Genomic DNA, 16,594 nt, shown 5'->3' on the forward strand with positions numbered 1-16,594 from the left:
CTCGAACTGGAATCCGCCGAACAGGATGACTAACTAGGCCGCGGATAAGGAGAAAATTCATGGCTTTAGGTCCGTGGCAAATTGTTATTGTTGTGCTGCTCATCGTCCTCTTTTTCGGGCGCGGGCGAATTTCCGACATGATGGGCGATCTCGCCAAGGGGATCACCAGCTTCAAGAAGGGCTTGCGCGAAGACGAGAATGGCGGCGACGCCGCCGGATCGTCGGAGACGCCGCGCATCGCGCCCCAACCTGCGCCGCCCGCGTCGGAAACCACCGTCGAAGCCAAGCGCGAAGACAGCGCCAGCTAGTTTTCGCGCCCGGCCGGGGCCGGCCGGGCGTGCCGCTCAGGCATTGAGGTAGATCGGCGCCTATGTTCGATATTGGTGCAATGGAGCTGTTGCTCGTCGGGATGGTGGCGCTCGTCATCATCGGACCGAAAGACTTGCCGATCGCGATGCGCACGGCGGGCCGCTGGCTCGGCCAGCTGCGGGCGATGACGGGCCATCTCCGCGTCGGTATCGACGCGATGATCCGGGAAGCCGAAATCGAGGAACAGGAGAAGGCCTGGTCGGAAAAGAATGCCCAGATCATACGCGATCATCCGCCGGACAAGCATCAGAAGACCGAGAAACCGGAGCCGGCTGGCGACGTCGCAATGCGGCCGCTCGGTGAGAGCGAGAAACCGGCGGTGGACGACCATCCGCAGGTCGATCCTGCCGTAACCGAGCGTGCCGAGGCGCCGCCCGAAGCGCAATTGCCGCTCCTGCCCGACGATCCCGGCCCGAAGACGCGGGACGACAGGTCATGAGCGAAGACGCGATGCGCGAAGACGCGGAAATCGACGAAAGCAGCGCGCCGCTCCTCGATCACCTGATCGAGCTGCGGAACCGTCTGCTCTGGTGCATGCTCGGGCTCGCGATCGCGTTCGGCGTCTGCTTCTATTTCGCGACAGAGATATTCGAGTTTCTCGTCCAGCCGCTGACCGCCGCCTTTCCCGAAGGCGAGGGACGCCTGATCTATACCCAGCTCTACGAGGCCTTCTTCGTGGAAATAAAGGTCGCGATGTTCGGCGCGTTCGTGGTCGCGTTTCCGCTGGTCGCCAACCAGATCTGGGCCTTCGTCGCCCCGGGTCTCTACAAGAACGAGAAGGGCGCTTTCCTGCCCTTCCTGTTCGCGACGCCGGTGCTGTTCACGCTCGGCGCGGCGCTCGCCTATTATTTCGTCATGCCCGTCGCGTTCCGCTTTTTCCTTGGCTATCAGGGGGAAGTCGGCGGGCTGAGCCAGGAGGCCCTGCCGGCCGTCGGCAGCTATCTGTCGCTGGTGATGCGCTTCATCATCATTTTCGGGATCGCCTTCCTGCTCCCGGTGCTGATCCTCCTGCTCAACCGCGCCGGGCTCGTCGACCGTCAGCAGCTCATCCGCGCCCGCAAATACATCATCGTCGGCGCCTTCATCGTCGCCGCTATCTTCACGCCCCCGGATCCCGTCACGCAGCTCATGCTCGGCATACCGCTCTGCCTGCTGTTCGAACTGACCCTGGTGATCATCTGGTTCACGGACAGGCGGCGCAAGGGGGATCAGCCGAGTTGAACCCGGAAACGCTCTTCCTGCGCGCGGGGGATGAAGCGGTCTTTCCGGTGCGCGACGGATGCCGGGTGACACCGTTGATCGATTCCGCGGAAATGTATCCGCGGCTCGAAGAGCGGATGCTGACCGCCGAACGGACGGTGTGGCTCGCGTTCCGGATTTTCGACCCGTCGACGAAATTGCGCTCGGATGCGGCGCGCGGCCGGGGGCTGACGGACTGGGCCGATCTCATCCTCGATACCGTCCGGCGCGGGGTCGAGGTCCGCCTGCTGCTCGCCGATTTCGAACCCGTGATGGCCGAATGGCTGCATGCCGGTGCATGGAGCAGTTTCCGCCGGGTCCAGGCGATCCGGCCGCTGTTGTCCGCGGCCGATCAGGAGCGGCTCCAGATCATCGTGATCCAGCATGTGGGCGAGATCGGCTGGTTCTGGCGGCAGCTGCTGCGCCCGGCGCTGCGCGGGCGGGTGCAGCGGCTGGTCGAACGGCTTTCCCGCCAGCTGGACGAGGATGCGAACGCTTTCGACGTCCGGCCGGGCCTGTGGCGCTGGCTGCGGTGGAGCGGCGATCGGCCGTCCGGATGGAAGCCCGGGCCGCCGCCGCGGCTTTGGCCGGCGACCTATCATCAGAAATGCGCGGTCATCGACGGCAGGACGGCCTTTATCGGCGGGCTCGATCTGGACGAGCGGCGTTGGGACGATTCCAGGCACGAACGGCCGGCCGACGAGACCTGGCACGATCTATCGGCCATCGTCGAGGGCCCGGCGGCGGGCGACGCCGCCCGCAATTTCCTCGAACTGTGGAACGCGGAGCTGCCGCGGTTCGCCGAAATCGTCGATCAGTGGACGAGCGACGAGACGCCCGGCATCGCCGTCGACCCGCTCGATCGGATCGACGTCCCGGACGCCGCCGCGCCCCTTGATGACGCCGGGGCGACGGTCCAGCTGCTGCGAACCCGATCGCGCCATTCGGCCTCGATGTTCGCCTTCGGGCCGTTGCCCGACATCCGCGAGCTGAAATCGGCGCACCGCAAGATGATCGCCGCGGCGAAAAAGCGCCTCTATGTCGAGGCGCAGTTCTTCCGGTCGCGGGACGCCGCGGATTGGGCGATCGCGGCGCTGCGCGACAATCCGGCGCTCGAGATCATCGTCCTGATCGCCAATGTTCCCGAGGAGATCGCCTTTCTCGGCCAGGGCGACAATCCGGCCCACCGGCACGGCGAATATCTCCAGGCGAAGGCGTTGACCCGGATTCTCAAGGCGGGCGGGCCCGAACGCGTCGGCCTTTTCACCATGGCGCGCGACGAGGCGGCCGACCGTGCCGAAGATCGCTATTCGGACAGTCGCGGGACCGCCTTCGGGTCGGGGCTCATCCATATCCATGCGAAACTGCTGATCGCCGACGACGACGCCTGCCTGATATCGTCCGCCAATATCAACGGCCGCAGTTTCCACTGGGACACCGAGCTGGGTTTTCTGTGGTGGCAGCCGGACGGCGCCATCGCCGCGTTCCGCCGCGAACTGTGGTCGCGTCTCTCGGGCGGCGCGCTGGCGGACGATGCGGGGCTCGCGGAATGGCGCAGCCTGGCCGATCACAACCGGCTGGCCGAACCCGGCGACCGCAAGGGGTTCGTCATTCCCTATCAGCGTGCGCGCGCGCGGCGGTTCGGGCGCCCGCATTTCTATGTGCCCGACAGTCTGGTCTAGCCGCGCAGCACGGCGGTCGGCCTGTCTATTCGGCGACCTCTTCGACCGTTTCGCCGACGCTCTGGACGTCGCGGCCTATTCCGGCGACCGTATTGCAGGCGGACAGGGCGAGGCTCGATACGGCCAGCGCCAGCACGATGAACTTCGACATACTCATACTCCTCTCGGGCGGAACCCGGCTATCGCGGACCGGACAATGCCCGGCGATCCGTTTCGTTCCAATGGGTGATTGTAGGAAATCCGATCGATCCCGGTAGCCCCAAAATATTAAACCCGGAAACGCCTTCCGGGGGGGATGGAGGCGTTTCCGGGCTAATGTGTTGGATAGCGAGAGCGGGGGGCAAAAAGGTCACTATCCGACTAGCAGAACGTCGGGCGGCGCCTTTGGTTCCCGAAAAAATCGAAAAAATCCGAAAAAAAATGAAAATGATTTCATTTCAATGGCTTGAATATCGAGTTTTTTCCGAGAAAACTACAATGTCGGTATGACGATCGTGAAAAGCGTCCCGGATTCCTCCTCGTCGAGGCTTGCCTGCAGCTGGCGGGCCATACCGGTCAGGACACGGCGGTAGCGCGGGAATTCGTCGCGGTCGGATGCGTCCGCAAGAGCCGGCGATCGCACGGCTAGACGGGCGCACCGATCCGCGAGCGCGGTGACCGAGATGGCGATTTCGACCCGGTCGCCGCACAGCATCGCCAGCTCGACGAGTTCGGTGATGAGAAAGGCCGTCGGCGCGGCGATGTCCTGACCGACGCGAACGGAGTCGACATCGAGCGTGATCGCGATTTCGACGTTCGGCGGAGCGCTTTGCTGGAGGCCCGATGCGAGTTCGGCGACGACCGGACGCAGCGACAGCCCGCTATTCTTGTCGAGCTCCGCGAAAAGGTTGCGCTGGACTATCGCGAGCGCGTCGACCCGCCGTTGGATCGAGGCATAGGCCGCGGCGCTGTCGTCCGATTTCGCGGCGCGGGCATGGAGATTGAGCAGGCTGGCGATGATCTGCAGGTTGTTTTTCACGCGATGATGCACCTCGCGCGTCAGCCGGGTCTGCTCCTCCAGGCCGGCGGCCAGCTGCTCCTCATGGCTGCGCAGCGTGTCGAACGCCTCCTGGAAGGCGTGCGCCAGCTGCTGGATCTCGATCGCCGAAATCGGAAAATGCGGCAGTTCGAAACGGGCGTCGCCATTGGCGTGCCGGACGACCGCATGGCGAAGCTGGGTCAACGGCCGGATCAGCAATTGGGCGACGGCGATCCAGCCCAGAATAGCCGCCACGCCCCACATCAGGACCGGCAATGCGATGGCGAACAATTCCGCCGTACTGAGCGGTCGTTCCTCGAAACTTGCGGACAGCGCGAATTCCGTATCCGCGATCGGCCTCGCCGCGTTCACCACCCGGTCTTGCGCGACCGGGTCGTTCCAGGGACGCACGACGAATACGACATCGCCCCGGGCCAGGGTGATCTGATAGTTGCGCGCCAACAGCGCCGGCTGCGGGAGCAGCGCGAGGGATTGGCGCGTAAGTTCTGCGAGACCGATCACGCTGCCGTCGGGGCTGGTCTGGGCGAGGATAATGGCCTCGCGGTCGGGGTCGACCGCCATCGTCGATTGGCCGGCGACGGGCGGGTCGATGGCGAAATCGGGCTCGAAGCCGTCGGATGCGCAGATGACGCGCCCGTCGCCGTCAAGCATCGCGAGCGCCGGTTTTCTCGAATCGAGAGCCGTGACCCCATCGATCGTGCTCCGGCAGTTCGCCTCCCGATCCTCGTCCGCCGCCATCGCCACGACCGCCGACCGCAAGCCCATTTCGGCGTTGGCGATCGTGCTGGAGAGATGCCGCGCCCCGACTTCGGCCAGCAGGTTGGCCTCGGCATAGCGGCCTTCGCGCGTGTCGCTGGCCTGATCGAACGAAGCCAGGACGGCGACGATGCCGAGCGGCAACAGGGCAATGCCGAGCAACACCAGCGTTTTCAGGCTCGTCGGAAGTTTCTCTATGGGCCGGCGCGCGGCATCATACTGGCTCATATATGGATCGCCCCGGGAACGGGCGGCCGAGGTTCAATCAAGCTTGCCGAGCAAGTCCAGCATTTCCGACGGAATATCCTCTTTGACGGCGTCTTCATATGCCGAGCGCAATGCATCGCCGATATCGGCGTCGTTCGCTGGCTTCGAATCCTCGGCTGGTTTGCCCTTGATTCTCTCGTCCGGCTTTCGCGGAATTTTGCCACCAGAAGCCAACCTGTTCGTTCCCCCAAAGAACCACGATCCGTCGCCCTTCCTAGCCACATAGCTTCAAGCTGCGCAACTGCGAATTTCCAGGGAAAAGTTCTTTTCTTACAAATATGTGTTACGCGGGATAATATTCCGCAATTCCGCCCGGACGGTATTTCCACCTTTCCTCTTGAGTTACATCGCACGATCCGCCTACGCGTGTCTGCGTAAACTTTGAGGAGGAATCACCGATGGCGTCACTGGGCCAGCAACTTGCGCCGCACCTGACCTTTCTGCGCCGGTTTTCGCGTGCCTTGACCGGCAACCAGAAACAGGGCGATGCGTTTGTCCGGCTCACGCTTGAATCGATTGTCGCGGATCCGGATTCCTTTCCGCAGGACGTCGATCCGCGAGCCGGACTCTACAGGACGTTCCTCAAGATATGGACTTCGACGGAAAATGGCGATGTCGCGGCGGCCGGCAATTCGGAAGGCGGCGCAAAGAACGAGGCCATTGCCAATGCCCGTCTCGCGATGATCGACAAGGTTTCGCGCCAGGCCCTGCTATTGTCGGAAGTCGAAGGTTTTTCGCACGCGGAGATCGCCTATCTTCTCGATTGCACGACCGACCGGGTCGTTGCACTGATCGCCGAGGCGCGAGGCGAAATCGAGGCGCAGTTGAAGACGGACGTGCTGATCATCGAGGACGAGCCCATCATCGCGATGGACATCGAAGCGATCGTCCGCGATCTCGGTCATACCGTCACCGGGATCGCCGTCACGCGCGACGAGGCCGTGGCGGAGGCGGCGAGCCGGGCGCCCGGTCTCGTCTTGGCGGATATCCAACTTGCCGACGACAGTTCGGGCATTGATGCCGTGCAGGATATCCTGAACGAGATCGACGTTCCGGTCATTTTCATCACGGCCTTTCCCGAACGCCTGCTGACCGGCGAACGGCCCGAGCCGGCTTTCCTCATTACGAAACCGTTCCAGCATGCTACGGTGAAGACCGCGATCGCACAGGCGCTGTTCTTCAACCATGCCACCGTTCCCGAATAAGAGCGGATACATGGGTCAAGACGATCATCGCAATTTGGTTTTACATTGAATGCAAAGGACAAGGAATGACTGAAGAAGGGCCGCATCTCACGAAGAAAGAGGCACGCGCTGGCACAACGCCGCATATGACGCGGGTGATACTCGTCGTATCGCTTGTGTTGATCATCGGCATCTTCGGAGTTTTGTTCTGGGCGTGGTAGTGATCCTCGGCCGACGATTTTCGGCATGTGGCATTAGCGATTGTTATGGCTTAAGCCGTTGGGATCGCTAATAGACCGATTGGTGGCGGATATGCTTTCGGGGGGGTCCTAGATGGCCAAAGCGCCTGGCGAGGCGGACGACGAGGCGGAAAAGCCCAAGCCGCTGAGCGATTCCGAATTCAAGGAGCAGCTTGCTCAGGTGATCCCGCACCTGCGCGCGTTCGGCCGCTCGCTTTCCGGCAATCGCGACACGGCGGACGACCTGGTGCAGGAAACGCTGCTCAAGGCCTGGGCGGCGCGCGAGCGGTTCCAGGCCGGCACGAACATGCGGGCTTGGACGTTCATCATCCTCCGCAACCTGTTCCTGTCGCAGATGCGCCGATCGAAGTTCAAGGGCGAGTGGGACGACCTGACGGCCGACAAGTTGCTGGCCGCACCGGCTAGTCAGGACCGCCACGTCGAACTGGGCGACATGCAGCGGGCGTTGATGGAATTGCCCGAAACGCAGCGCGAGGCCTTGATCCTCGTCGGCGCCGGCGGTTTCGCCTATGAAGAGGCGGCCGAGATCTGCGGATGCGCGGTCGGCACGATCAAGAGCCGCGTCGCGCGCGGACGCACGGCGCTCGAAGCGCTGATGGACGGAGGCAGCCTGAAGCCGCGGGGAACCCTGGAAGGAAGCAATGGCAAAACGGCGCTTCAGGAAATCATGAGCGAGGTTGACGAACTCAGCAATCGCTGAGCGGCCAACGTCTAGTTGAGCTGGCGCAGCAGCTGTTCCAGCTCGTCCGGCACGTCCTCGTCAGCCACATGGTCGAACGCATCGCGCAGACACGCGCCGACCCGGGTCCGATTCTTCATCGGAAAACCGAGATGCAGATGGCCCTCTGCCGCATCGCGGGCGGCGGCATCTTTCAAGGGCGAATTGTCGCTCATTCCCAAATAACGTAGGAATCGGGCAAAAGTTGCATCCAATCACAGGATTCCGCCCGCCCTGTCATGACCGAGACCGCCGAACAGGACAGGATTGCCGCGGCGCTCGATCGGGCGCGGCGATATGCGCCGTTTCTGAACCGTCTGGCCGCTGCGAACGCGGAATTCGCCGAATCGCTGGCCGGCGGGCGACTGTCCTTCCGTTTCGGCGATTTCGCCGCACATCTGGAAGCCGAGCGGGCGGATCCGGTGCGCGCGCTGCGGCTGGATCGGCAGAAACTCGCCCTATTTACCGCGATCGGCGATCTTGCGGGGCAGTTCGATCTCGTCGAGACCACCGCGCTGCTGTCCGACTTTGCCGATTATGCGCTGGACGAGGCGATCAAGGCGGCCTTTGCGGAACGGTTTCCGGACGCCGCGCCGGCCGGCTTCGCCGCGATCGCGCTCGGCAAGCACGGAAGCCGGGAACTCAACTATTCATCGGATATCGACCTGCTGTTTCTCTTCGATCCGGACGCGATGCCGCGCCGGGAGAAGGACGATCCGCAGCAGGCGGCGGTTCGCATCGGCCGCCGGGTCGTCGAAATTCTCAACGAGCGGACCGGCGACGGCTACGTCTTCCGGGTCGATTTGCGGCTTCGTCCGTCGCCCGAAGTCACGCCGATCGTGCTCACGATGGGCGCGGCGATCGCCCATTACGAAACAAGCGCGGAGCCGTGGGAGCGGGCGGTGTTCATTCGCGCGCGGGCGGCGGCGGGCGATGCCGGGCTCGGCCGCCGGTTCCTCGATGCGATCCAGCCTTTCATCTGGCGCCGGTCGCTCGATTTCGGTGCGATCCGGGCGATCCGCGCAATGTCGCACCGGATCCGCGATCATTACGCGCAGGGCCAGCAGTTCGGACCGGGCTACGACCTGAAGCGCGGCCGCGGTGGGATTCGGGAGATCGAATTCTACGCGCAGATCCACCAGCTGATCCATGGGGGGAGGGAACCCGATTTGCGCGCGCCGGCCACGCTGGATGCGCTCTCGGCGCTCGGCGAGAGCGGGCAGATCGCGCAGCACGACGCCGATCGGCTCGCGGACGCCTACCGGCTGTTCCGCACGATCGAACATCGGCTGCAGATGATCGAGGATCAGCAGACGCACAGCCTGCCGGACGATCCGGCCGCGCTCGATACCGTGGCGGGGCTTCACGGCATCGCGGACGGCGCGGCGTTGCTCGAGACCCTGTCGGATCCGGTCGCCTATGTCGGCGCGCTCTACGATCAGCTGGAGGATGACCGGCGGGAACGGTTGCCGACCGATCCGGACCGGCTCGAACAGGCCCTGCAAACCATCGGTTTCACGCCGGCGGACGATGCGCGGCGCCGGATCGAGGGCTGGCGGGCAGGGCGATTGCGCTCGACCCAGTCGGCCATCGCCCGCGATGCGCTGGAGGATGTTCTGCCGTCGCTGATGGCGGAAATGGGGCAGGCTCCCGATCCGATCGGGGTCATCAACCGGTTCGACATATTGCTCGATCGCCTGCCCAGCGCGGTCAACCTGTTTCGCCTGCTCGAGGCCCGGCCGGGCCTCGCGCGCCTGCTCGTCGCCGTGCTCAGCCATGCCCCGGCGCTGGCCGACGAGCTTGCGCGCCATGCCGAACTGTTCGACGGCCTGATCGACGCGACGGCGCTCGATCCCCCCGAATCGCTCGACGAGCTTATCGCGCTGCTCGCGGATCGCAGCGCATCGCCCGACTATCAACTGCGGCTGGACCGGATGCGCCAGCTGGTCGGCGAAGAGCGGTTCGCGCTCGGCGTCCAGCTGATCGAGGGGCGGAGCGATCCGCTCGACGTGGCGAGCGGCTATGCCCGGGTCGCCGAAGCCGCGCTGACGGTGCTCGCCGATGCCGCGATCGCCGAATTCGAAACGGTGCATGGCCGCGTTCCCGGCTGCGATCTCGTCATCCTGGCATTGGGCCGGCTCGGCGGCCGGGCGCTGACCCACGCATCGGATCTCGACCTCGTCTATCTGTTCACAGGCGATCATTCGGCCCAGTCGGACGGCGCGCGACCGCTCGGCGCGACGACCTATTTCCAGCGGCTGGCCCAGCGGGTGACGGCCGCGCTCAGCGTGCCGACGGCCGCGGGCCCGCTCTACGAGGTCGATACCCGGTTGCGGCCGTCGGGCGCGCAGGGGCTGCTCGCCGTCTCGTTCGACAGTTTCAAGGCGTATCACCGCGAAAATGCCTGGACCTGGGAGCATATGGCGCTGGCGCGCGCGCGTCCCGTCTACGGACCGGCACAGGCCCAGGCCGAAATCGCCGGGAGGATCGCCGAGATATTGCATCGTGAGCGGGATCCCGGGCAGCTCGCCGCCGACGCGCGCGCGATGCGGGCCGAGATTGCGGAACACAAACCGCCGGCCGGGCCGTTCGACGTCAAGCTCGTCGACGGCGGGCTCGTCGATCTCGAATTCTGCGTCCATCTGGTCCAGTTGCGCGACCGGACCGGCTTTGACCCCGAGTTGCGCCATGCGATCGCCGAACTCGCGGCGGCCGGGCTTGTCGACGCCGGTCTTGCCGATGCCCATGATCTGCTGACCCGGATGCTGGTGACGCTGCGTCTCGTGTCGCCGGCCTCGCAGGAGATTGCCGAAGCCAACCGGGCGCTGGTCGCGGCGCGGTGCGGCGCCGGTGACTGGGACAGCCTGGTTGCGGATTACGATCGCGCGCGGCAATGCGTGAGCGGCGAATGGCACAGGCTCGCCATGATTCAGACAGAAGGAGATTGACGGTGGTCGAAGAAGGACAAATGGCGCCCGACGTGACGCTGCAGCTGCCCGACGAGAGCGAGACCGGGCTCAGCGCCTATCGTGGCCGGCCGCTGGTCCTCTATTTCTATCCGAAGGACGATACGCCCGGCTGCACGAAGGAGGCGGTCGCCTTTACCGATCTCGCGGCCGATTTCGAGAAGGCGGGCGCGAAGGTCGTCGGCGTCTCGAAGGATCCGCCGGCCAAGCACGTCAAGTTCGCCGCCAAGCACGACCTGAAAGTCGATCTCGCCACCGATGCCGACGGTTCGGTGACCGAGGCCTTCGGTGTCTGGGTCGAGAAGAACATGTATGGCCGCACATATATGGGCATCCAGCGCGCGACCTTTCTCATCGACAGCGACGGCAAGGTCGCCAAAGTCTGGCCGAAAGTGAAGGTGGCCGGCCACGCAGAAGCGGTGCTCGAAGAAGTGAAGGCGCTCGGATAGGCGCATGGGCGGGGCCAGCGTCGCCGAAGCGGTGGCGGGCGTCCTGCGCGCCGCCGATCCGAAGGACAAGGTGTTCGCGGCACGGTCGGCGGCGCGAAACTGGCGTCTCGGCAACCTCCCACATGGCTTCGACGTGGACATGCCGGACCGGCCCGCGCGTCCGGAGCGGCCCGAATTGCGGCCGCCGTCCGAGATGCCGCGTCGCGGCAGGGGCGGCTCGGAACGCGCCCGGATCGCGATGCTTCACGCGCTGGCGCATATCGAATTCGTCGCGATCGACCTGGCGTTCGACCTGATCGGCCGGTTCGGCAAGGCGTTTCCGCGCGAATTCGTCGACGACTGGATGCGGGTCGGGGCGGAGGAGGCGATGCATTTCGCGCTGCTCGACCGGCGCCTGCGCGATCTCGGATCCCGGTACGGCGCGCTGCCGGCGCATGACGGATTGTGGGAATCGGCCGAAACGACCGCGCATGATGCGTCGGCCCGCCTCGCGATCGTTCCGATGGTGCTTGAGGCGCGGGGGCTGGACGTCACGCCCCCGACGATCGCGCGTTTCGAAAAGGCGGGGGACATGCGTTCTGCAAGGATTCTGGGGAGAATCATGAACGACGAGATCCGCCATGTCGGATTCGGCGTCAAATGGTTCGAATTCGTCTGTGCAAGCGGGAATGTTGCACCGCAGCAACAGTGGCGGAGCCTAGTCGGCCGCTACTTTGGCGGCCGGTTGAAGCCTCCGTTCAACGACTCGGCGCGTCGACAAGCCGGTTTGACCCGAGATTTCTATCTGTCGCTTGCCAGTTAGCCAGTTCGTTAACAAAGTCGCCTCACACCGGGAGCGGGGAGGCAAATTCCGTCTCCGGAGTGGGTATTTTCCTGGTTTGCGCGCAGAGTTCCTGCCGCAGATCGCAAGTAACGGGTCGCAAAACCGCTATGATTTCACGCATTTTCGCATCGGCCGGCCACTGGGTTTCAGCTCCCGCCTATGCTTTCGCCGCACTTCTGGCCGCCTTCGCCGTCTCGGCGCCGGCAACCGCTCAAACTAGTACGGCTGTGAGCGCCGAAAGTTCCGACGTTCGCGCACTTTTTGCCAGCTGGCGCCAGAACGAACGGCAGCGCCGGGGCGTGATGGCCATTCCGTCTCTCCGCCCGGTCGAAGGATATCGCCTGACGAGCAGCTTCGGTACGCGCGACGACCCGTTCCGCCGCGGGCGGCGCATGCATAACGGTCTCGATATGGCGGGCCCGATCGGCACGCCGATCTACGCCACCGCTGACGGCATCGTCGGCCGCGCCCAGTGGCTCGGCGGTTATGGAAAATATGTCGAGATCAACCATGGCGGCGAGATCCAGACCCGCTACGGCCACATGTCGCAGATCCTGGTCGAGCCGGGTGCGCGGGTGACGCGCGGCCAGCTGATCGGCCGGATGGGCTCGACGGGCCGCTCGACGGGCAGCCACCTCCATTACGAGGTCCGCATCGCCGGACGTCCGGTCAACCCCATGCCGTTCCTGACCTCGGGCCAGTATCTCGCCCAGCTCGCATCGGCGACCAGCACGACCGAAGGCGCGACCGCCATGGGCGCCAGTCAGTAGCCACGACCGTCGCGGTATCGAAAGAGGGGCTCGCCGCTTGCCGCGGACGGCCCCTTTTCCTACATTAGAGACATGACCGACGTAATCGACATCGATCTGACGGAATCGGCTGCCGCTCGCGTGGCGGCGATCGCCGAACGCCAGGGCAAGCCCGCCATATTGCGGCTGGCCGTGGACGGTGGCGGCTGTGCCGGGTTCCAGTACCGTTTCGAGCTGGCCGAAGGCATCGCGGACGATGACGTGCTGGCCGAGCGGGACGGCGTGAAGCTCGTCGTCGATACGATCAGCCTCGATCTGGTCCGCGGCTGCTCGGTCGATTTCGTCGAGAATCTCGGAGGCGCGGCGTTCCAGGTCAACAATCCCAATGCCCAGTCGGGCTGCGGCTGCGGCACCAGCTTTTCCGTCTAGTCCGGTTCCAGCAGCATCGCGACACGGGTCGCGGGATCGAAGCCGTCGGCATATTCCTGGTCGAGTTCGGTCTGTACGCCGGGCGAAGGGTCTGGCCATTCCGCAAAGCCGAGCGACGCGTAAAAGGGCTTGTTCCAGGCGATCTCGCGGTCGGTGATCAGTGCCAGCGCCATAGACTGTTCGCGCGCATGGGCGATGACATGCTGCATGAGCCTGCGACCGATCCCGCGGCGCTGGAAATCCGCGCCCACGGCGAGCTGGTCGATATACAGCAGATCGTCAACGGCATGGGCGCAGAGAAAGCCCGCTATCCTGTCGCCTTCCTTCCAGACCCAAAGCCGTCCCTCGCCGAGGCTGCGCTCGTAGCGATCCCGCTGCGGCGGCCATTTGCCGATCATCCATTCCAGGTGGGTGCCGCAAAACAGCGTGTCGGCCGATTCCTCGACGGCACCGATGGCGTCGAGGTCTTCGCTGCGCGCCGCGCGTATCAAATCCCATCTCCCGGCTGGCCCCGTACCTTCGATCGGGGCATAAGGCGTTCCCATGAAAATCGCGACATACAATGTGAACGGGATCAACGCCCGTTTGCCCCGGCTTACCGAATGGCTCGACGAGCAGAAGCCCGACGTGGTGTGCCTGCAGGAGCTGAAGGGCGATGGCGACCGGCTGCCCGTCAAGGCGATCGAGGAGGCCGGCTATGGCGCCGTCTGGCTGGGCCAGAAGGGGTTCAACGGGGTCGCGATCCTGGCGCGCGACGCCGAGCCCGTCGAGCATCAGCGCGGCCTTCCGGGAGACGATGACGACGGGCAGAGCCGCTATATCGAAGCCGAGATCGGCGATGTGATCGTCGCCTCGATCTACCTGCCCAACGGCAATCCGCAGCCCGGCCCCAAATTCGATTACAAGCTCGCCTGGATGGAGCGGCTGCTGGCGCGCGCCGAAGCGCTGTTCGCGACCGAGCGGCCGGTCGTGCTGGCCGGCGACTATAATGTGATCCCGACCGATCAGGACATCTATTCGCCGGACAAGATGACCGACGATGCGCTGACCCAGCCCGAAAGCCGTGCCGCGTTCCGGCGGCTGGCGGCGATGGGCTGGACCGATGCGATCCGGGCGCGCTTTCCGACCGGAAAGATCTGGACCTATTGGGACTATCAGGCTGGCGCCTGGCAGCGCGATGCGGGTTTCCGCATCGACCATCTGATGCTGAGCCCGGTCGCGGCCGACCGCCTGCGCGACGCCGGCGTCGACAAGGAATATCGCGGCCGCGAAAAGGCGTCCGACCATACGCCCGTCTGGATCGAGCTGGCCGGCTGACCGTTGCCGTCCGCGGCGTTGCGTTTCGTACATACACCGCGTTCGCCGCGGTTCGCCGCACGACGGGCTCGAATTGCCCCGGGCACCCGGCTGGCGCGGGAGCGCTTCATATGCCAGAAAGGTTCGGGTGGGCAGGCGGCGATAGCGAGGCGTTCAACCGGCGTCCGGATGTCGCAAACCCTGTCCATCGGGATGGATGCGTTTCTGACAGCCGGACGCGCCATCGTGGTCGGGGGGCGGTCGAAATTCGCGGCCACGCAGATGCGGTTGCGGGAGTTTGAAGGAGCAGCATAGTGAATGTCATTTCCAGACGGCCGACGGTATATGCCCTGATTGCCATGCTCGCCGTGCCGATCCCGGTCGGCCTGTCGGCGCAGGAACTGGACCAGGGCCTGGAATCGATCCACGTGTACGGCACGGCGCCGGCCGATCTGTCCGGATTGACCGAGGGGCCCGAGATCGAAGGCTTCATTTCCGCGCGCGACAGCGACGGCATGCGGGTCACGAGCGCAGACGGCAGCACGACCAGCATCCTGATCTCCGAGGCTACCGAAATCCGGGCGCGCGGCGGTTTTCTGGGCCTCGGCCGCACCCAGCTTGCCGCGGATTCGCTGCTCAACGGCCTCCCGGTCAGGGTGGAGACGGTGGAATGGGGCGGCGGCCTCGTGGCGAGCAAGATCAGGTTCAGCGACAGCGATCTCGAGACTGCGACCATGATCCGCGCCGGAACGGCCCAGGGCTTTGCCGAGCAGACCGCGGCGACCGAGGCGCTGCGCGGCCGCGTGGGCGATATCGACCAATATAACATCCGGGGCACGACGAACGTGTATTTCGACACCGGTCGGTGGCAGCTGTCGTCTCAGGCCGAGAGCGATCTTTGCGCCGCCGCTGCCCAGGCCGATGCGATGGACAACGCCCTGCTGCTTGTTGTCGGCTACACCGATTCGGTCGGCGACCAGGATTACAACCAGGTACTGAGCGAAAGGCGGGCCGGTCGCGTCGTCAACTATCTGCAGCAGCAATGCGGTTGGGCGCCCTGGCGCATGCTGACCCCAACCGGGATGGCCGAAGCGGACCCGCTGGCGGACAATACGACCGCCGAAGGCCGGGCGCAGAACCGCCGCGTTTCGGTGAACATCCTGGTCAGCAGGGCGGTCGACGGTCTGTGAGCCGCGGGGGGCGGGCTTCGCCTGCCCCGAAATCGCGGCGGGAAGCCGCCAACCGTTCCGGCCCGGGAACGTCTGGAAATCCGCGCCTTAGAGTGCCCTACAGCGCCTTGTCGTAGATCGAATAGACCCGGTTCACCTCGCCCTCGATAGCGTCGGCGATCGCGACCATTCCCTGATTGTCGTCGAGGATCCAGCCGACTTCGGCGCGGTCCACGCCCATCTCCTCGACGCCCCAGCGACGGATATGTTCGATCATCATGAAGGCGAGCTGGCTGGCGAGCCGGCTGTTCTGGTGTTCGGGCAGCACGCCCATCAGCGGCACGCGGCCGGCCGTCCATTTCCGGCGCTTGAGCTTCCAGAGCAGCCGTGCCCAGCCGAACGGCAGCAGCGAACCGTTCATATCCTTAAGCGCTTCGTTGACGTCGGGCAGGCAGAGCATGAAGGCGGCGGGCTTGCCGTCATATTCGGCGATCAGGTTGATTTCGGGATAGAGGACCGGCTTCAGCTTGGTCTTAATATAGCGCACTTCGCTGTCGGTGATCGGGACGAAACCCCAATTCCTGCTCCAAGCCTGGTTGAGGATCGACAGGATCAGCGTCGCTTCCTCGTCGAATCGGCCCATGTCGACCGGGCGTATCCTGATCCGCTCGTTGCGTTCGCCCGAGGCGACGATGCGGTTGATGAGCTTTGGAAACCCCTCATGCACGGGCACGATGAACGTGTGGAGCTGCTTGGTTTCGCAATAGCCGCACGCGGCGATCCAGCCTTCATATTCGGCCCTGTGATGGCCCATCATGATCATCGGGCTGTGGTCGTGACCCTTGGTCAGCAGGCCGGGCTCGTCCCAGACGGAGAGGCTGAGCGGGGCGAGCGCGCGCGTCATGCCCCGGCCGCGCAGCCAGTCCTCGGCGGCCGCGATCACGGCGGCCATGACCGCCGCGTCTTCGGCCTCCATCATGCCCCAGTTGCCGGTGCCCGGGCCCATGCCCTGTTCGACCGGCTGTTCGAGCGCGAGATGGTCGATATGCGCGGAAATCCGGCCGACGGCCCTGCCGTCCCGCCAGGCGAGAAACAGCTGGACGTCGGCATGTTCGTAGAACGGGTTCTTGCCCGGCGTCAGCAGTTCGATCACGTCGGAGCGCAGCGGCGGAACCCAGTGCGGCGTATCGGCATTCAGC

Annotated in this window: 19 protein-coding genes; 13 read left to right on the top strand and 6 right to left on the bottom strand. The window is 64.8% G+C overall.

What is annotated here, in order from left to right; genetic code table 11:
- Positions 1-59: 59 nt before the first annotated feature.
- From ACTS1X_RS07905 to ACTS1X_RS07920, 4 genes are all read left to right on the top strand, one after another.
- On the top strand, positions 60-308 hold the full coding sequence (locus ACTS1X_RS07905; RefSeq protein WP_442613843.1) for a twin-arginine translocase TatA/TatE family subunit: 249 nt from the start codon (positions 60-62) through the stop codon (positions 306-308).
- A gap of 80 nt (positions 309-388) precedes the next feature.
- Positions 389-808, top strand: coding sequence for a Sec-independent protein translocase protein TatB (gene tatB / locus ACTS1X_RS07910; protein WP_442613844.1), 420 nt, complete (start codon positions 389-391; stop codon positions 806-808).
- Positions 805-1,590 carry a twin-arginine translocase subunit TatC gene (gene tatC, locus ACTS1X_RS07915; RefSeq protein ID WP_442613845.1) on the top strand — a complete coding sequence of 262 codons (786 nt, stop codon included), beginning with the start codon at positions 805-807 and terminating at the stop codon, positions 1,588-1,590. The genes tatB and tatC overlap by 4 nt, the downstream gene beginning before the upstream one ends.
- Complete coding sequence (locus tag ACTS1X_RS07920; protein WP_442613846.1) at positions 1,587-3,290, top strand: phospholipase D-like domain-containing protein; 1,704 nt, start codon at positions 1,587-1,589, stop codon at positions 3,288-3,290. Before tatC ends, ACTS1X_RS07920 begins: the two co-directional genes overlap by 4 nt.
- A gap of 25 nt (positions 3,291-3,315) precedes the next feature.
- Here the strand turns inward: ACTS1X_RS07920 and ACTS1X_RS07925 are convergent, their stop codons facing one another.
- From ACTS1X_RS07925 to ACTS1X_RS07935, 3 genes are all read right to left on the bottom strand, one after another.
- Entirely contained in the window at positions 3,316-3,441 is a 126-nt protein-coding gene (locus tag ACTS1X_RS07925) for an entericidin A/B family lipoprotein (protein WP_442613847.1), read from the bottom strand.
- A 321-nt stretch (positions 3,442-3,762) separates the two neighbouring features.
- Positions 3,763-5,313, bottom strand: coding sequence for a sensor histidine kinase (locus tag ACTS1X_RS07930; protein WP_442613848.1), 1,551 nt, complete (start codon positions 5,311-5,313; stop codon positions 3,763-3,765).
- Positions 5,314-5,346: 33 nt separating this feature from the next.
- On the bottom strand, positions 5,347-5,526 hold the full coding sequence (locus ACTS1X_RS07935; RefSeq protein WP_442613849.1) for a NepR family anti-sigma factor: 180 nt from the start codon (positions 5,524-5,526) through the stop codon (positions 5,347-5,349).
- Between the two features lie 224 nt (positions 5,527-5,750).
- On the opposite strand from ACTS1X_RS07935, the gene ACTS1X_RS07940 reads away from it, so the two are divergent.
- Together ACTS1X_RS07940 and ACTS1X_RS07945 are read left to right on the top strand one after the other, a co-directional pair.
- The gene (locus ACTS1X_RS07940) at positions 5,751-6,557 is read left to right on the top strand and encodes a response regulator (RefSeq protein ID WP_442613850.1); all 807 of its coding nucleotides are present in this window, start codon (positions 5,751-5,753) and stop codon (positions 6,555-6,557) included.
- A gap of 312 nt (positions 6,558-6,869) precedes the next feature.
- Complete coding sequence (locus ACTS1X_RS07945) at positions 6,870-7,496, top strand: sigma-70 family RNA polymerase sigma factor (protein WP_442613851.1); 627 nt, start codon at positions 6,870-6,872, stop codon at positions 7,494-7,496.
- Positions 7,497-7,507: 11 nt separating this feature from the next.
- Here ACTS1X_RS07945 and ACTS1X_RS07950 read toward each other — a convergent pair whose 3' ends face one another.
- Positions 7,508-7,690, bottom strand: a complete 183-nt coding sequence (locus tag ACTS1X_RS07950) for a NepR family anti-sigma factor (RefSeq protein ID WP_442613852.1) — start codon at positions 7,688-7,690, stop codon at positions 7,508-7,510.
- Positions 7,691-7,753: 63 nt separating this feature from the next.
- Here ACTS1X_RS07950 and glnE point away from each other — a divergent pair, with 63 nt between their 5' ends.
- From glnE to erpA, 5 genes are all read left to right on the top strand, one after another.
- A complete protein-coding gene (glnE, locus tag ACTS1X_RS07955; RefSeq protein ID WP_442613853.1) occupies positions 7,754-10,462 on the top strand; it encodes a bifunctional [glutamate--ammonia ligase]-adenylyl-L-tyrosine phosphorylase/[glutamate--ammonia-ligase] adenylyltransferase in 2,709 nt (902 codons plus the stop codon).
- 2 nt (positions 10,463-10,464) lie between these two features.
- On the top strand, positions 10,465-10,929 hold the full coding sequence (gene bcp, locus ACTS1X_RS07960; protein ID WP_442613854.1) for a thioredoxin-dependent thiol peroxidase: 465 nt from the start codon (positions 10,465-10,467) through the stop codon (positions 10,927-10,929).
- Positions 10,930-10,933: 4 nt separating this feature from the next.
- Positions 10,934-11,731, top strand: coding sequence for a ferritin-like domain-containing protein (locus tag ACTS1X_RS07965; protein WP_442613855.1), 798 nt, complete (start codon positions 10,934-10,936; stop codon positions 11,729-11,731).
- Between the two features lie 248 nt (positions 11,732-11,979).
- Positions 11,980-12,522 carry a M23 family metallopeptidase gene (locus ACTS1X_RS07970; RefSeq protein WP_442613856.1) on the top strand — a complete coding sequence of 181 codons (543 nt, stop codon included), beginning with the start codon at positions 11,980-11,982 and terminating at the stop codon, positions 12,520-12,522.
- Positions 12,523-12,594: 72 nt separating this feature from the next.
- Positions 12,595-12,930, top strand: coding sequence for an iron-sulfur cluster insertion protein ErpA (erpA, locus tag ACTS1X_RS07975; protein WP_442613857.1), 336 nt, complete (start codon positions 12,595-12,597; stop codon positions 12,928-12,930).
- Here the strand turns inward: erpA and ACTS1X_RS07980 are convergent.
- Positions 12,927-13,421: a GNAT family N-acetyltransferase gene (locus tag ACTS1X_RS07980; protein WP_442613858.1), complete on the bottom strand. Its 495-nt coding sequence runs from the start codon at positions 13,419-13,421 to the stop codon at positions 12,927-12,929. The two genes, erpA and ACTS1X_RS07980, sit on opposite strands and share 4 nt — an antisense overlap.
- 52 nt (positions 13,422-13,473) lie before the next feature.
- Here ACTS1X_RS07980 and xth point away from each other — a divergent pair, with 52 nt between their 5' ends.
- Positions 13,474-14,247 carry an exodeoxyribonuclease III gene (xth, locus tag ACTS1X_RS07985; RefSeq protein WP_442613859.1) on the top strand — a complete coding sequence of 258 codons (774 nt, stop codon included), beginning with the start codon at positions 13,474-13,476 and terminating at the stop codon, positions 14,245-14,247.
- A 293-nt stretch (positions 14,248-14,540) separates the two neighbouring features.
- Entirely contained in the window at positions 14,541-15,416 is an 876-nt protein-coding gene (locus ACTS1X_RS07990) for an OmpA family protein (RefSeq protein ID WP_442613860.1), read from the top strand.
- Between the two features lie 97 nt (positions 15,417-15,513).
- Here ACTS1X_RS07990 and ACTS1X_RS07995 read toward each other — a convergent pair whose 3' ends face one another.
- A complete protein-coding gene (locus ACTS1X_RS07995) occupies positions 15,514-16,593 on the bottom strand; it encodes an N-acetyltransferase (RefSeq protein ID WP_442613861.1) in 1,080 nt (359 codons plus the stop codon).
- Position 16,594: the final 1 nt, after the last annotated feature.

It is taken from the genome of Parasphingopyxis sp., assembly GCF_052168275.1.
Taxonomy (GTDB): Bacteria; Pseudomonadota; Alphaproteobacteria; order Sphingomonadales; family Sphingomonadaceae; genus Parasphingopyxis.

Coding starts and splice junctions, on each gene's coding strand:
- ACTS1X_RS07905 (WP_442613843.1), top strand. CDS start 60: ATGGCTTTAGGTCCGTGGCAAATTGTTATTGTTGTGCTGCTCATCGTC.
- ACTS1X_RS07945 (WP_442613851.1), top strand. CDS start 6,870: ATGGCCAAAGCGCCTGGCGAGGCGGACGACGAGGCGGAAAAGCCCAAG.
- glnE (WP_442613853.1), top strand. CDS start 7,754: ATGACCGAGACCGCCGAACAGGACAGGATTGCCGCGGCGCTCGATCGG.
- ACTS1X_RS07930 (WP_442613848.1), bottom strand. CDS start 5,313: ATGAGCCAGTATGATGCCGCGCGCCGGCCCATAGAGAAACTTCCGACG.
- ACTS1X_RS07950 (WP_442613852.1), bottom strand. CDS start 7,690: ATGAGCGACAATTCGCCCTTGAAAGATGCCGCCGCCCGCGATGCGGCA.
- xth (WP_442613859.1), top strand. CDS start 13,474: ATGAAAATCGCGACATACAATGTGAACGGGATCAACGCCCGTTTGCCC.
- ACTS1X_RS07965 (WP_442613855.1), top strand. CDS start 10,934: ATGGGCGGGGCCAGCGTCGCCGAAGCGGTGGCGGGCGTCCTGCGCGCC.
- erpA (WP_442613857.1), top strand. CDS start 12,595: ATGACCGACGTAATCGACATCGATCTGACGGAATCGGCTGCCGCTCGC.
- tatB (WP_442613844.1), top strand. CDS start 389: ATGGAGCTGTTGCTCGTCGGGATGGTGGCGCTCGTCATCATCGGACCG.
- tatC (WP_442613845.1), top strand. CDS start 805: ATGAGCGAAGACGCGATGCGCGAAGACGCGGAAATCGACGAAAGCAGC.
- ACTS1X_RS07925 (WP_442613847.1), bottom strand. CDS start 3,441: ATGTCGAAGTTCATCGTGCTGGCGCTGGCCGTATCGAGCCTCGCCCTG.
- ACTS1X_RS07940 (WP_442613850.1), top strand. CDS start 5,751: ATGGCGTCACTGGGCCAGCAACTTGCGCCGCACCTGACCTTTCTGCGC.